The organism is Neorhizobium petrolearium (assembly GCF_017873175.1).
GTDB classification, from domain to species: Bacteria; Pseudomonadota; Alphaproteobacteria; order Rhizobiales; family Rhizobiaceae; genus Neorhizobium; species Neorhizobium petrolearium.
The window spans coordinates 45865-60974 of the sequence record NZ_JAGGJW010000005.1; the positions used below are offsets into that span (position 1 = coordinate 45865).

The 15110-nt window shown below is 60.5% G+C and carries 10 protein-coding genes; 2 read left to right on the forward strand and 8 right to left on the reverse strand.

Translation table 11 applies throughout. The features are described 5' to 3' along the window. The first annotated feature begins 577 nt into the window (after nucleotides 1-577). Nucleotides 578-1678: an RHE_PE00001 family protein gene (locus J2046_RS10730; protein WP_210051675.1), complete on the forward strand. Its 1101-nt coding sequence runs from the start codon at nucleotides 578-580 to the stop codon at nucleotides 1676-1678. Between the two features lie 87 nt (nucleotides 1679-1765). Here J2046_RS10730 and J2046_RS10735 read toward each other — a convergent pair whose 3' ends face one another. The 8 genes from J2046_RS10735 to J2046_RS10770 all read right to left on the reverse strand — a co-directional run bounded on the left by J2046_RS10735 (nucleotide 1766) and on the right by J2046_RS10770 (nucleotide 13793). Beyond that, entirely contained in the window at nucleotides 1766-3880 is a 2115-nt protein-coding gene (locus J2046_RS10735; RefSeq protein ID WP_210051676.1) for a beta-galactosidase, read from the reverse strand. Between the two features lie 106 nt (nucleotides 3881-3986). Continuing rightward, entirely contained in the window at nucleotides 3987-4862 is an 876-nt protein-coding gene (locus J2046_RS10740) for a 2-hydroxy-3-oxopropionate reductase (protein ID WP_210051677.1), read from the reverse strand. A 7-nt stretch (nucleotides 4863-4869) separates the two neighbouring features. Continuing rightward, on the reverse strand, nucleotides 4870-5649 hold the full coding sequence (otnI, locus tag J2046_RS10745; RefSeq protein WP_210051678.1) for a 2-oxo-tetronate isomerase: 780 nt from the start codon (nucleotides 5647-5649) through the stop codon (nucleotides 4870-4872). Between the two features lie 10 nt (nucleotides 5650-5659). Further along, nucleotides 5660-7366, reverse strand: coding sequence for an ABC transporter ATP-binding protein (locus J2046_RS10750; RefSeq protein WP_210051679.1), 1707 nt, complete (start codon nucleotides 7364-7366; stop codon nucleotides 5660-5662). Nucleotides 7367-7376: 10 nt separating this feature from the next. Further along, a complete protein-coding gene (locus J2046_RS10755) occupies nucleotides 7377-8522 on the reverse strand; it encodes an ABC transporter permease (RefSeq protein WP_210052145.1) in 1146 nt (381 codons plus the stop codon). A gap of 55 nt (nucleotides 8523-8577) precedes the next feature. Continuing rightward, entirely contained in the window at nucleotides 8578-9564 is a 987-nt protein-coding gene (locus J2046_RS10760) for an ABC transporter permease (protein WP_210051680.1), read from the reverse strand. A 108-nt stretch (nucleotides 9565-9672) separates the two neighbouring features. Next, complete coding sequence (locus J2046_RS10765) at nucleotides 9673-11781, reverse strand: alpha-amylase family protein (RefSeq protein WP_210052147.1); 2109 nt, start codon at nucleotides 11779-11781, stop codon at nucleotides 9673-9675. A gap of 86 nt (nucleotides 11782-11867) precedes the next feature. Beyond that, on the reverse strand, nucleotides 11868-13793 hold the full coding sequence (locus tag J2046_RS10770; RefSeq protein WP_210051681.1) for an ABC transporter substrate-binding protein: 1926 nt from the start codon (nucleotides 13791-13793) through the stop codon (nucleotides 11868-11870). Nucleotides 13794-13963: 170 nt separating this feature from the next. Here J2046_RS10770 and J2046_RS10775 point away from each other — a divergent pair, with 170 nt between their 5' ends. Then, nucleotides 13964-14998, forward strand: a complete 1035-nt coding sequence (locus tag J2046_RS10775) for a LacI family DNA-binding transcriptional regulator (protein ID WP_210051682.1) — start codon at nucleotides 13964-13966, stop codon at nucleotides 14996-14998. Nucleotides 14999-15110: the final 112 nt, after the last annotated feature.

Sequence of the window (15110 nt, forward strand, 5' to 3'; positions counted from 1 at the left end):
CACGCATCCGATCTGGCCCATCCGAAGCGGAGGGAGGTTGATCGACTGCGGGACAGAACAGCACCAATGGATATTACCCGTCGATGGAATCCGCCAAGACGAAGCATTGCTCAATTTCGCCGGCTGCCGCGGTTGCGGGAACACGGCTACCGACTATCCAACCAACAGAGGTCCGGTGTCGTCTTCAGTCTCAGTGTCCTGATGCGGCCGCACCGGTGGCAACAGCAGACAGCAAATGCCCCTGAGGGCACAGCCGCCAAATGCGTCAGCTCGACCGCCTCGTCGGCTTTTGCCGGGCGCCTCCGAGCGAGGTGGGGGAGGGGGCGTCTCGGCGTCGCGATCCGCCCAATCGATGCGCCGCTTGCCTCACGCAATCGGCAGGGTAAAATCGCGATGAAAATACTCTGCCGATCGATTCGTTATTTGCCGCATCAAGCTCCGCTCCGGCATCACGTTTCGAGGAAGAAGCCCTTAATCCGCACCTACCGACAATCAGCATGAATTATGGTTAATGCAGCGGTAACGAAACCAAACTGCCATATCGCTTTCGTAACGAAGATCATCTATAACAACAACAATGCGTTACGATCTTTCGACATTGCCGCTGCAGACCCTTGTCACGCCCGTAGCGACGGCGACCGCCGCCCTGGTACGCCTCGACGAGCGCCTTAACCGGTCCGACTTGCGCGAGGGCTGCATCAGCCGCACCGACTTTGCGGACGCCTGCGCCTCGCTATGGATTGACGGCGAACTCGTTCACCTTGAGGATCTGGTCCTGCACGATGCCGGCATGGGCATTCGCGCACCCACGCACGAGCTCACCATCGCGCAGGACGTGCTGCGCACCCGTCGGCGCATTTCCAGCCATCCGCCCGGCTGGGCGCTGAGCCCCGATGGCCTCAGAAGTCTCCGGGGCAGGGGAGGGGGCAACGACGCTGCGACCCCGCCTGCTCCATTGGCGGAAGGGGAGGCATTCGGGGAATCGATCACCGAGGATGACGATCCGCTGGCGAAGGAACTGGCGGAGATGGATGCCGTTCTTGCTCGCTCCGAGGCCGTTCTTTCCGGTGCCCTTCGGCCATCACAGTTGCCGCGGCAGGAGCGTGCCCCGCTCGTCTATGAGCCAGGCTGGGATGAGGACGAGCGCCTCGAGGAGTGGCGCGCTATCCTGATCGAAACGGACGGGTTGCCAGCGGCGCTGCGAGCTGTACTGTTGCTCGATGCCTGGAACCAGTTGCAGGTCCTCCAGCATGCGCCCTGGCTGGGCCGACTGCTGGCGGCCTCCTTGCTCCGCAAGGCGGATATCACTATCGCGCATCTTGTTGCGGTTAACCTGGGCCTTAAAAACGTTTCACGCGAGCGGCGCGCCAGCCGCGACCGGAACACGCGACTGCTCGCGATCCTCGACGGAATCGGCATGGCGGCTGAACTGGGCCTGAAGGAGCATGACCGGTTGCTGCTTGCAAAGCAGCAGATGCGGAGAAAACTCGATGGCCGTCGCCAATCGTCCAAGCTGCCAAAGCTGATCGAGCTCGTCCTCTCCCGTCCGATGGTCTCGGCCGGCATGATTGCAGAGGCGCTTGATGTCACTCCGCAGGGCGCACTCAAGATCGCTGGTGAACTGAACCTGCGCGAGCTGACGGGCAGGGGGAGGTTCCGGGCGTGGGGGATCATCTAGAATTCCCACGCCCTATGGGAAAGTTCGCACTTCGCATCCCCTCAAGGCAGCCTGTCGAGGCAATTCGATTACGGGCCACATGGCGCATCATGCCCCCACAAGCGGCAGGATGACCACATCGCGCGGGGGAACTTCGACCTGGCCGCCGTCATGTTCGTGGCCAATCGGCCAAACGGCCTTGCCGGAGCAGATGCTGCCATGGCGATCCGCCAGCGCCACGTCGGTGGCCTGTGTCGTACGGGTCGGATTGACCAGCCATAGAAAGCTGCCTTTCTCACCTTTGTGAATGCGGGCGAAGAGCGTCTTGTTGGAGAGCATCACATGACGCTCGCGGCCGCTCCACCTCAGGAGCTCGGCGAAGAAGATCGTATTCGCCTTGCCGTTGCTGAGGTAATAGGCGACGGACGGGTTGGTGCCGATCAGCAGCGTGCGCCCCTTGCCGAAATTGTTCTCGACGATCGCGAGGCGGCCGTCGGTGAAATTGCCCCGGGCCGTACCGCCGTTGAGACGATAGGACTGCAGGAGACCGCCGCCATCGACGGCAAGCTCGCCGAACTTGAAATGGATGCGATCGCCGATATCGGGCATGAATTCGACGGTTTCCTCCTGGGCACCGAAGACAGCATCGAGGCCCATGTTTGGCTGCACCTGACCGACATGGCCGCGATCGCCGAAATAACCGGGGCAGGCTTCGGTGATCAATGTGCCGCCATTCTCGACCCAGGTCTTCAGCCGGTCGGCCTGTCCGGCGGTAAACATGATCGGGTAGGGGAAATAGAGAAAGTCGTAGGCATCGATATCGTCGATATGCACCCAGTCCGGCTGCACCCCGTTGTCGAGGAAGGCCCGATAGGCGCCCCACATGGCTTCCGGATAGGGCTTTTCCTTCCTGTCGTAATTGAGCAGATAGTCCCATTCCTGCGTCTCGCGCACAACCAGGATGCCGATTTCGCCGCGTACCGGCTTCGCTTCCCAGAGTGACGCCTGTGCCGGATCGTTCGCCCATTTCGCCATGGCGCTCTGCATGTCGGAACGCGGTGTGCGTGAGCCGTCCATGCCATAGGCGCCGAAGGCGCCGAAGAGCGGACCATCGAGCAGTGGACGCCAGCGCAGGTTGAGCACGCCACGCGCACCCCCGGCGAGCGAGGTCATGCTCCAGATGCGGATATCCTCCGGCTCGGCGACGCGTCCGTCTTCCTTGTCGCGACCGATCACCTGCGGCTGTAGCCACAGCGGCCCGCCCTGACGCTCCGCATGCCAGAAGGTTTTTCCGCGGGCAGCGGCGCGGTTGATATCGACGCCGTACCAAGACTTCCACGGCTCGGTGCCCTTGCGCGCCTGAATCCAGGTGAAGCCGTAGATTTCGACCTTGGAGGCGGCGAGCCAGTCGTCGCAGCCGTTCGCCGCCATATTGGGGATCGCGCCGGAAATACCGTGGGCAGCGATAACGTTCTTGCTGTCGACGGCGCGGATCGTGTCGATGCGCCATTGCATCTGATCGTAGAAATTGTCGCGCTTAAATTGCAACCAGTCGATGCATTCAGAATAGGGCGCCATATGCACCGGCGGCTCGATGTCGTCCCATTCGGCATAGCTGTAACGGTGCCAGGCCTTCGCGAGCGCTTTCAGCGAGCCGTATTTCTTCTCCAGCCATGTGCGGAAGGTGGCCTTGGCATAGCTGGAGTAATCAACGTCCGCGGAATAGTTGCATTCGTTCCAAACGTCGTAGCCGTAGATGGCGGGATGATCCTTGTAGCGGGTGGCGAGCGCCGTCAGGAAGTTGCCGGCAGCTTCCTTCACCTCGGGGCAGTTGAGCGTCAACGCCCCAGCACCGCCACCATTGTTGGAAAAGCCGCCGGTCGCGGCCGAGACACCCATCCAGGAGCCGAGCTTCGTCCCGTCGGCGTTGACCTGCAGGGCATGAGAGAATTTGCGAACCGCCCAGTCCGGCACCGCGTGGATGAGTTCGGCGATGACCGTCTTAAGGCCGTTCTTCGCCGCGAGATCGAGCTGCCGGTCGTATTCCTCCCAATCGTATACGCCGGGCGCCACCTCGATCGCGCCCCACATGAACCAGTGGCGGAAGATATTGAGCCCATCCTCGGCGGCGATGCTGTAGTCGCGTTCCCAATCTTCCCGCGGCGGGTTCGACTTGCGGAAATAAACGGCGCCATAAGGGAATTGAATATCGTTTCTGAGCATTGTCCTATCCTTCTTCAGTTCGGGCATAGCTTCGCCGGCCGGAGAAAGAGGCCTCCGGCTGAAAGCAAGCGAAGATATCGTCCGGCAGTCCTAAAAAGCGTTGGTCTTAGCGCGGTCCTCCGGCGAGGAGTTCGAGCGTGCGGATGAGGGCGGAATGGTCGCGTTCGCCATCGCCGTTGGCGATCGCGGCATTCATGAGCTGCTGGGTCGCGGCGGTATTGGGCAGGGCAAGGTCGAGCGCCCGGGCGGCATCGACGGCGAGTGTCATGTCCTTGCGGTGCAGGCGGATGCGGAAGCCGGGCTCGAAGGTCTCCTTGAGCATCCGCTCGCCATGCACTTCGAGGATGCGGGAGGCCGCAAAGCCGCCCATCAGTGCGGCGCGGACCCTGGCCGGATCGGCGCCGGCGCGTTTTGCAAAAAGCAGGGCTTCCGAAACGGCTTCGATCGTCAGGCCGACGATGATCTGGTTGGCGACCTTGGCCGTCTGGCCGTCGCCGACGCCGCCGACCAGCGTGATGTTCTTGCCCATTTTCTCGAACAGCGGCCGGGCCCGTTCGAAGGCCGTATCCTTGCCGCCGACCATGATGGTCAGCGACGCGGCCGTGGCTCCCACCTCGCCACCGGAAACCGGCGCGTCGAGATAATCGCAGTCGAGCGCTTCAATGCGTCTCGCAAAGTGCTTTGTCTCCACCGGCGAAATCGAACTCATGTCGATGACCAGCTTGCCTTTGGACAGGCCAGAGGCGACGCCGTTTTCGCCGAAGAGGACCGCCTCGACATCCGGCGTGTCGGGCAGCATCAGGATGATGATATCCGAGGCCTCGGCCACGGCCTTTGCACTGGCTGCCGCCCTGCCGCCCTTGGTGACGAGATGCTGGGAAGCTTCCTTCACGCGGCTGAGATGCAGCGTGTGACCCGCATCGATCAGGTGTTCCGCCATTGGGCGGCCCATGACGCCCAATCCGATGAATCCGATATTCATGACAACCTCATTTTAGATAGGGCCTCATCCAGCCGAGGCCCCCGCTGGTACCAGCCTTCGGTTTATATTCGCAGCCGACCCAGCCGTCGTAACCGAGGCGGTCGAGTTCGGAGAGGATGAAGCCGTAGTTGATCTCGCCCGTGCCGGGTTCGTTGCGGCCGGGACTGTCGGCAATCTGCACATGAGCGATCTTCTCCCTCAGCCGTGTAAAGGTGGGGATCAGGTCGCCCTGCATGATCTGCATGTGGTAGAAGTCGTATTGGATAAAGAGATTGTCGGAGCCGACCTTATCGAGGATGCGCTCGGCATGCTTCGTCGTCGACAGGAAGAAGCCGGGAATGTCACGTAGGTTGATCTGCTCGATCAAGAGCTTGACGCCGGCATCGGCGCAGCGCGGCGCGGCATATTTCAGGTTCTCGACCAGCGTGTTTTCCAGCACGTCGGGGTCGGCGTCCTTCGACACCAGACCTGAAATGACGTTAAGCTGCCGGCAACTGAGTGCCTTGGCATAATCGAGCGCCAGCGCCACTCCATCGCGAAATTCCTGCACGCGGTCAGGCAGGCAGGCGATGCCGCGCTCGCCGCCGGCCCAATCGCCGGAGGGCACGTTGAAAAGCGCCTGTTCGAGACCGCTTGCCTTCAAGGCATTCGCGACTTTTTCCTTCGGCTCGGCATAGGGGCCGAGATATTCCAGTGCTCCGAAACCGTCTTTCGCTGCGGCTGCAAAACGGTCGAGAAAGGGCAGGTCCTGATAGAGGAAGGAGAGATTGGCTGAGAATTTCGGCACTGGAACATCCTTATGAATTGATGGGCGCGACGAAACGCTGCCGGTGCATCATGCGCTTGTCGCGAGGATCGGGGTTAGGAACCGCAGAGATGAGGCTTTTTGTGTAAGCCTCCCGCGGCGCGGTGCAGATCTGCTTGGCCTCGCCAAGCTCGACGATCCTGCCGCGGTGCATGACGGCCACGCGGTCGCAGAAATAGCGCACCACGGAAATGTCGTGCGAGATGAAGATGAAGCTGAGGTTCAGCCGCCTGCGGATATCGAGCAGAAGGTCAAGGATCTGGCTGCGGATGGAGACGTCGAGCGCCGAGGTCGCCTCATCGGCGATGATGATGCGCGGTTCGAGCGCGAGCGCCCGAGCGATGCCGATGCGCTGCCGCTGGCCGCCGGAAAAGGCGTGCGGATAACGCTCCATGCCCATCGGGTCGAGTCCAACGAGGCGCATCAGCTCGGCAACGCGGTCCTCCAGTTCCTTGCCCTTGGCAAGACCGTTGACGATCAGCGGGTCGCCGATCACCTCCTTGACCGTCATGCGCGGATTGAGGGAAGCGAACGGGTCCTGGAAGACAAGGCGGACTTCGCGATGAAAGTCCCGAAGTCCCTTCTTGCCAAGCCTGGTGACCTCGATTTCGCTGCCGTTCTTGTTGCGGTAGAAAACGGTCCCGGCCGTTGGCTCGACAATGCGCAGGATCAGCCTGCCGAGTGTGGTCTTGCCGGAACCGCTCTCCCCGACGATGCCGAGGTTCTCACCCGGATAGAGGTCGAAATTGGCGTCGTCGACCGCCCTGAGCGTATTGTTGCCCGCATAGCCGAAAGTCTTGCCGAGATTGCGGACAGACAGAACAGGCGACGGCGCTTCGGCCGACAGCATCACCGCCGGTTTGCCGACATTCGCCTGACGAGTGAGCTTCACGGTCGAAGCAAGCAGTTGGCGGGTATAGGGATGGCCGGCCGCATGATAGATCGCATCGACGGTTCCATGTTCGACGATGCGGCCGAAACGCATGACGGCGACTTCATCCGCCACTTCGGCCACCAGGCCCATATCGTGAGTGATGAGCAGCATGGCCATACCGCGCCCCACCTGCAGGCGCTTGATGAGATCGAGAATTTCGGCCTGCGTGGTGACGTCGAGCGCAGTCGTCGGCTCATCGGCAATCAGGATGTCCGGATCGCCGGCAAGCGCCATGGCGATCATCGCGCGCTGGCGCATGCCGCCGGAAAACTCGAACGTATAGCGATCGGCCATCTTGTCCGGATTGGGGATTTCGACCTGGCGCAACAGATCGATCATCCGCTCGCGCGCCGCCTTCTTGTCGAGGTTGGTATGCAGGCGGATCGCTTCGACGATCTGCGAGCCGATCGTGTGGACCGGCGAAAGCGAACTCATGGGCTCTTGAAAGATAAGACCGATGCGCCGACCGCGGATCGCGCGCATGGCGTTGCTGTCGGGAGAAAGCGTGGCAATGTCGGTGATTGCGTCGCCGTTTTTGAGCAGGATACGTCCACCGACGATCCGGCCAGGGCGGTCGATGATCTGCAGCAGCGAACGGGCCGTAACGCTCTTGCCGGAACCGCTTTCTCCGACGAGGCAGAGCGTCTGGCCGCGTTTCAGCTGAAAGCTCACCTTTTCCACCGCATGCAGAATATGGGTGCGCAAGCGGAAATCGACCGAGAGGTTCTCTACCGAGAGGACGACGTCATCGGGAAGATCGTTCATCGCTTCCTCCTCAATTGTCATAGGGATCGGCCGCATCGCGCAGGCCGTCGCCAAAGAAGTTGAAGGAAAGGACGGCCACGATAACCGCGAGCGATGGCCAGATCAGCAGCCAGGGCGCGGTCGCGACCGTGCGGATATTCTGGGCGTCCTGCAGCAGCACGCCCCAGCTGACGACCGGCGGCTTCAACCCGATGCCGAGGAAGGAGAGGGAGGTCTCCGCGACGATCATGGTGGGCACGGCGAGCGTCACCACGGCGAGGATATGGCTCGTCAGCGACGGCAGAATATGCCGGAAGATCAGCCGCGCCTCGCTCGAACCGTCGAGCCTTGCGGCGGTGACGAAATCCTCACTTCTAAGCGCCAGGAAACGCCCGCGCACCTCGCGCGCCAGACTGGTCCATCCGAGCAGCGAGACGATGATGGTGATGACGAAATAGACGCTGACCGGCGACCAGGTAAGCGGGATGGCCGCCGCCAGCCCCAGCCAGAGCGGGATGGTCGGCATGGCGCTGATCACTTCGATGATCCGCTGGATGACCGTATCGACCCAGCCGCCATAGAAACCGGAGATGGAGCCGAAGACCACGCCCAGAACCAGGGATACGGCGACGCCCACGAGGCCGATCGACATTGAGACACGCGTTCCGTAGATCAGTCGCGAGAAGACGTCGCGCCCGAGACGATCCGTACCGAGCAGGTACATAGGATCATTGGGGTTAAGCGGGCCGATCAGATGACGATCCATGGGGATCAGTCCCCACAGTTCATAGGCCGGGCCTTTGACGAAAAAGCCGATCGGCACGACCTTGCTGTCATCAACGACGAATGTGCGTCTCAGCGCTACCTTTTCGATTTCGATCTTATAACCCTTCACATGCGGATTGAACTCTGTGCTGCCGTCCGGCTGCGTCACGAAGAGACTGATCCCTTGCGGCGGCGCATAGGTATATTGCGGCTTTGACGTCGAGGGCAGGGCAGGGGCCAAGAACTCGGCGAACAGACCGACCAGATAGAGGAAAAGGATGACAGCGCCCGCCGCCATTGCCACCTTCTGGCGGATCAGTTTGCCGGCGATCAGCCGCCAAGGTCCGATTGTCGCTATCGAGACTGATTTGCCCTGCTTGAGCGGGCTGATCGATGGTCCATCGACGACCATCAGTGCCGGATCGATGTGTTTTCCGAGAGTATCGCGTGCACCCATGCCGGCCTCCTCAGTTGAACCGGATGCGCGGATCGAGCAGCGCAAGCAGCAGATCCGAAAGCAGCATTCCGACAAGGGTGAGGGCGCTCAAAAGCAGGATGAAGCTGCCGGCGAGATACATGTCCTGGGAAACCAGCGCGCGGAAAAGAAGCGGCCCGGCCGTTGGAAGATTGAGCACGATCGCCGTGATCGTCACACCGGAAACGAGATGCGGCAGGACCCAGCCGATCGCCGAAACGAAAGGATTGAGCGCGATGCGCACTGGATATTTGAGGATGACTTTGTATTCCGGCAGGCCCTTGGCGCGGGCGGTGATGACATAGGGCTTGTGCAGTTCATCGGTCAGGTTGGCACGCAGGATGCGGATCAGTGCGGCAGTTCCGGAGGCGCCGATGATGATGATCGGGATCCATAAGTGCGCCAGGAAATCGCCGACCTTGGCAAGGCTCCATGGCGCCTCGGCAAATTCTGGGGAGTTGAGGCCGCCGACGCTCTGGCCGAGATATTTGTAGGCGACATACATCAGGATCAGCGCCAGGATGAAATTCGGAACCGCAAGGCCGATGAAGCCGAAGAAGGTAAAGATGTGATCGCCAACGGTATGGCGCCGCACGGCTGAATAGATGCCGATCGGAAGTGCGACGACCCACACGAAAAGAAGACTCAGCAGCGAGATCACCAGAGTCGATCCCATGCGAGCCCAGATGAGGTCAGCAACCGGTTGATTCCATTCGAAGGATCGGCCGAAATCGCCGCGGCTTAGAATGCCCCATATCCATTTCAGATACTGGATGTAGAACGGATCATCGAAACCGTAGATTTCCTTCAGCCGCTCGATCTCGGCCGGATCGACCGCCTGGCCGCTGTCACTCATCGTGGCAATCATCGAGGTCAGATAGTCGCCCGGCGGCAACTGGATGATCAGGAACGAAATCAGCGACATGCCGAACAGGGTCGGGATCATGTAAAGCACGCGCTTGAAGATATAGCCAAGCATCGGAATGTTTCTCCTCCCGTTGAGAGCGCGGGACCGGCGCTTCCTTCGGATCTCCACCCACCACCGACCCCTCCAGGCCGGCAGCGCCTTCCGTTTCAGTCGAGCATCTCAAGTCCAGGTGAGATGCAGCACCTCCAGCCGCTCGATGCCAGGCACTTCCACAATCGCGCGGCCATCCGTGACGCCGAAATCCGCTGCGCGGTCGGCGATAACGAGCCAAGCCTTCGCTACCGATTTGCCCATGGGAATTTCCACGGAAACTGTCTGGCCTGCCAGAGGGTAATTTTCGCGGATCGGCCCTTTCATCATCATCGGGTTGGTGAGATTGAAAAGGCTGAGTGCGATGCCTTTGTCGTTTTCGCGCAGCGCCATATCGATGACTCCAGGCCCTTCGACCATGACGCGCGGCATCTTGCCGAGCGCCCAGCGCACGGCATTGGCGATAAGTCGCGCGTGGTCGACCGCGAACACCTCCCAGAAGATCTCGCCGATATTCCAGGGAATATAGACCGCCCGACCGCCCCTGCCGGTTTCGCGGGCGATGACGGCGGTTCCTTCCGGTGCCTTGCGTGGATAGACTTCCTCCATAGGCAGGTCCGGGAAGTCGGGGATGTAGAGAAAGGGCGTCGCGGTGCTGGTGACCGGCTGGACATGGATGAGCCGCGTGCCGCCCATGATGCGGCTCGCTCCTTCATACCCTTCGCCGATCGGATGGTCTCCCGAAAGCGCAAGATAGGTGTTCTTGACAATGCCGCGGGGGCCGGAGACGAATTTGACGCCGAAGACATCCGCAAGGCCGAATTCCGGCCGCATCTTGCCGTTCTCGTCGCGCAGCGAGGTTTCATAGGCGGCGATTATGCTGCCGCCACGCTCCACATAGGCACGGATCGCCGCGTTCTGCGCGTCCGACAGGCAGGAGGCATTGGCGAGGATGATTACTCTGAAACGATCGAGGTTGTCCTTGGTCAGAACCTGATCGGAGAGAAGCTCGAAGGGCAGGCGGGCTTCGACCAGCGCATGGTAGAAGCCGAGATCATGTTTTTCTGCGCCGTGCCGCTCTTCCGGCGCCCAGTGCCGCAGCGTCGTCGAGGGATCGATCACGGCAATTTCCGCGGTCGGCTTCATGCTTTCCAGCACCGGTTCGACCGCAGCCTGCAGGTTGAAGGCATCGGCGACCGGTTCCACCCAGCGCCTGTCAGGCACTACGCCGTTGAATTTCGTGAACCAGGCATAAAGCCCGTGGGTCGTGCCGTTGTTGATCCAGAGCTGGATTTCTTCCGGCGACGTCACGGCATCCTTCCAGCGATATTCCTCTTCTGGACCGATCGAGGTGATGAGCATGACCGGGCGATCCGGAAAGGTCGCCCGGATGCGCTTGCCATTACGGCCTGCCGACCAGCCTACTTCCAGCCCCTTGCGACCCTGGTGATCGACGACGAGGAAGGGGCAATGTTTCGTGATGACGGAAAGGTCGAACTCCATCAGCGACGCCCCGCTCATGTTGGGAATGAAGCTCGCATGTGGCCGGATCGCCTTGATCGCGTCATCCCATTGCGCGATGACGCCCGTCAGGACCTGGCGACGCCATTGCAGCCAGGCCTGCCAGGCCGGATCGTCCGCATCCGCCTTCCGCGGCAGATCGTAGCCGGATATGTTCTTGAAGCAGCGTGCGCTGTCTTCGCTGTAATCGACGCCGTGGCCCTGCCAGCGGTTGGCGAAGATCGCGTCGATATCGTACTCGCGGACGATCTCCTTCACTACCTCGGGCATGAAGACCGTGTTGTAGTCGCCGTAGGCGTTGGTGACCCAGACATCCGGATAGGCCCAGTGTCGGCGGGGCGTGCCGTCGGCATTGACCATGACCCATTCCGGATGGGCTTTGGCGGCATCGTCGTGGATGGCGTGCGGATCGACACGGGCCATCACATGCATGTCGAGCTTGCGTGCCGCATCGACGAGAGCGCCGAAGATATCCTTGTCTCCCAGATATTTGCTGACGTAGTGATAAGGAACCCTGCTCGGGTAGTAGGCGACGTAACCACCGGCGCTGAGGCAGACGGCATTGGATTTCGTTCGCTTGAAGACATCGATCCAGAAGGCGGGGTCGTATTTTTCCGGATCATCCTCGACGAAAGTGAGCTGGGTCCAGCGTGTCGCAGTCTTGTACCAATCCGGTGTCCTCAGCGTGTCTGTGTTCTGTTTCCTGGCGTCGAGCATCGTCTTCATCCAATCATCGGCAAAGAGGTATCGCGGCGCCGACCAGCTCGGCCGGCGCCCGAAACGCGTCATTCCGTCGAAGGCCATCAGACCTTGTAGAATTGCTCCGGCATGGTGGGAGCGGGCGTCGGCCAACCGAAAGAACTCGGCATGGTTCGGGTAATGTTTTTCATGTTGTTCTTGACGATGCCGTAGCCGTCCGGCGGCTGCGAAATGCCGAAGACATAAAAGTTGTCCGCAGCACCCTGCAGAATCTGTTTCATGATCGCCTGCTGACCTGCAGGATCGGATGTCGCCTTCAGCTTGTCGTAAAGCTCCAGCTGCCTCTTCGTCTCCGGCGGCGGTTCCTCCGCACTGGCATTGTTGCGGTCGAGATACCAGAGCTGCCAGGCGGGGGCATACATGGCGTTGGAGTCCGTTGGCACATAGTAGCGTGGGTCGAGCATGGCTGCGATGCCACCATTGGCGCCGAACTGATGTGCGGTCGCGTCGAAATCGCGACCCTGACGGACGCGCGTCTCCCAAAGTGAACGATCCATGGTCCGCATCTGCGCATCGATGCCGACCGCCTGGAACATCGGGATCACCAGTTGGAAGAGATCGAGGAAGATCGCGCGCGCCTGGTCAATCTCAAAGATGATCGTCAGGCGCCGGCCTTTCTCGTCGAGGCGGAAGTTCTGGTCGTCGCGCTTCGGAATGATCTCGTCCAGCATGGCGTTCGCCTTCTCGACATCATACTCCGTGAACTGCTTGGCAAGCTGCTCGCTATACAGCGGGTCGTTCTCCTTGATGGAGGGTTGAGCAGGAGCTCCCTGGCCAACCAGCACGGCGTCGATCAGCGCCTGACGATCGAGAGCCATCGAGAGAGCTGCCCGGAAATTCCTGTTCCGGAAAAGCGTCCGCTTTGTCTCGTCGTTATGATTGAGGTTGAAGATGAAGTTCATGACGTTGGCCTCCGTCGAGGTCAGCGTGCAGAAATCATAGTCGCCCTGCTGGCGCGCATCGTAGAGCACCGACTTGTTGTTCGGTGTTGCGATATACTGGTCCATGTAGTCAATTTCGCCCTGCATGGCCTTCAAGAGCAGCACCTGCGGATCGGCGACCATCTGGTAGACGATGCGATCCATATAGGGCAGCTGGTTACCCTCGGTATCCACTTTCCAGTAATAGGGATTGCGCTCGGCAACCGCCCTTTCGGTGTTCTCGCCGGGTGCGATCGTGAACATCCAGGCGTTGAGGCACGGCTTCTTCGAGGAGTTCAGGAAAAAGGCATTGTCGTTCTGGAACCCGGAAACCGATTGAAAGGCGGCAATCCAGCTTTCGAAGCCGTGCTGTTTGGCGAGTTCGTCGGCCTTCGGATTGTAGTCGATATGGAACTGTTCGAGATAATGCTTGGGGCAGCGTGTCGTGTGATCGTTGTTGGCCCAGGCGACCTGCAGCGGGAACATACCGTTAGGTGCCTCGAAGATCACCTTGAAGGTCTGTTCATCGACCACTTCCAGCTTCGCCGGCTTGCCGGCAGTCTTCCAATGGCCCTGACTGGTGACCGCGACACGCTTGTCGGTGAGCACGGTATCGTACCAGAACTTGACGTCCGCCGTCGTGTAAGGGTGTCCATCGGACCATCTCATGCCCTTGCGCAGCCGGATCGTGTAGACCGTGGCGTCCGCATTTGCCTCGAAGGCTTCCGCGACATTCAAGGTCACCCCCGACCAGTCGGGTGTATAGCGCAGCAGAGGTTCATAAGCCTGATAGCGGAACAGCATAGAGAGCGAACCGCCTCCCACCAGGGCCATTCTCCAGTCACCGCCATATTTCCCGATGCTCTCGAACGGTTTGACAACAAGGGGGGTCTCAGGAAGCCGATCCCCAACGGACGGCAGGGCGCCGCTTGAAACCTTGTCCTTCAGAATGTCCGCTTCCTTGTAGGTGGCGGCGGCGACCGGCAAAGCCGGCAAAATCAGAGCGGCCGAACTTCCGGCCAGAAACGTACGACGTTTCAGCTTGATCATCGGTATCTCCTCCACAAAATCCTTGCCCCTGCTTTTCCTTCTCCCGGGCTTGGATAACGTGAGGTTTGCATTACAATATCGTTAGGTAAAGTGTTATGTTCCGCGTTTGGAAAATTTGTGTTTTACTGCGCGGCCGTGTAGCGAGGCTGCGGCTGCAGAAGGATACGGGAATGGGAAAGCGCGGACGCGTCACCTTACAGACGATTGCACGGGAAGTCGGCCTCTCTAAATACGCGGTATCGCGATCATTGTCCGGCAAGAGCGGTGTCAGCGATGAGACCCGCGAGCGCATCCGCGAAACGGCGCAGCGGCTGGGATATATCAAGCCGCTGAATAAGGTTGCGGCGAGCGAGGTCGCCATCGTTTTCCATGATCACGATCCCGTCAACAGCGAACTCTACATGCAGATCCAGAACGGGGTTCAATCCGAGGCCCATCGGTTGGGCATGGGTTTGCGGATGCGCTGGACGCACCACGCGAGCCAGCTTGAGGATCTGGCACACACCTGTGCCGGTCTGCTGCTCGTTGGACCGCATGCCCCTGAAGCGATTGCAGCCGCGACGGCGACCGGCATTCCGATCGTCCGTTTCGGCTGGATCGATCCCCTTGAAGACGCCGACCACGTTTCCGGCACCGACCATGAGGCGGGCCAGGCAGTGATGCAGTACCTGTTTGGCCTCGGGCACCGATCGATCGCCTATGTCTACGGTACACCCGGCTATCGCGGTCGCCGCGAGCGTTTCTATGGAGCGCGCGAGATTGCCGAACGTTACCCCGATGTCGTATTGCATGCCATGGAGTTCGACGAGCAGGGCGGCTTTGCCGGCGCCTATCGCGCGCTCAAGGAGAAGGGTATTCAACCAACGGCGTTCTTCTGCGCCCATGACGGTCTCGCTCTGACTGTCATGTCCGAACTTTTGGGGCAGGGCTATCGTATTCCCGATGATGTTTCTGTCGTCGGCTTCGGCGATTTTTCGCCTGCAACACAGATATCACCACAACTGACGACAGTGCGGATGGAAGGCCAGGAATGCGGTGCCGTCGGCCTGCGACTTCTGGTCGAGCGCATCGAACACCCGCGCCAGCCGGGCACGCCCGCACGCCGCGTCAATATCGCATCGAGGATTATCGAGCGCCGGTCCACCGGCCCGTGCAAGCAATTGACGAAGCATGACGACGACTTTGCGGCGGAGGAACACGCGTAATTGCACTCGGCTTATCGGCGCGCATGGTCTCACATATTGCCTGGGCCAGACTTCTGTCTCTGACGAGACGCGCACGCTTCGCTCCGCCCCAAAAGCACGTCGAGTGATCTTT

Excerpts from the sequence above, each read along its gene's own strand:
- J2046_RS10730 (WP_210051675.1), top strand. The coding sequence starts at position 578 with ATGCGTTACGATCTTTCGACATTGCCGCTGCAGACCCTTGTCACGCCC.
- J2046_RS10735 (WP_210051676.1), bottom strand. The coding sequence starts at position 3,880 with ATGCTCAGAAACGATATTCAATTCCCTTATGGCGCCGTTTATTTCCGC.
- J2046_RS10740 (WP_210051677.1), bottom strand. The coding sequence starts at position 4,862 with ATGAATATCGGATTCATCGGATTGGGCGTCATGGGCCGCCCAATGGCG.
- J2046_RS10750 (WP_210051679.1), bottom strand. The coding sequence starts at position 7,366 with ATGAACGATCTTCCCGATGACGTCGTCCTCTCGGTAGAGAACCTCTCG.
- J2046_RS10755 (WP_210052145.1), bottom strand. The coding sequence starts at position 8,522 with ATGGTCGTCGATGGACCATCGATCAGCCCGCTCAAGCAGGGCAAATCA.
- J2046_RS10760 (WP_210051680.1), bottom strand. The coding sequence starts at position 9,564 with ATGCTTGGCTATATCTTCAAGCGCGTGCTTTACATGATCCCGACCCTG.
- J2046_RS10765 (WP_210052147.1), bottom strand. The coding sequence starts at position 11,781 with ATGCTCGACGCCAGGAAACAGAACACAGACACGCTGAGGACACCGGAT.
- J2046_RS10770 (WP_210051681.1), bottom strand. The coding sequence starts at position 13,793 with ATGATCAAGCTGAAACGTCGTACGTTTCTGGCCGGAAGTTCGGCCGCT.
- J2046_RS10775 (WP_210051682.1), top strand. The coding sequence starts at position 13,964 with ATGGGAAAGCGCGGACGCGTCACCTTACAGACGATTGCACGGGAAGTC.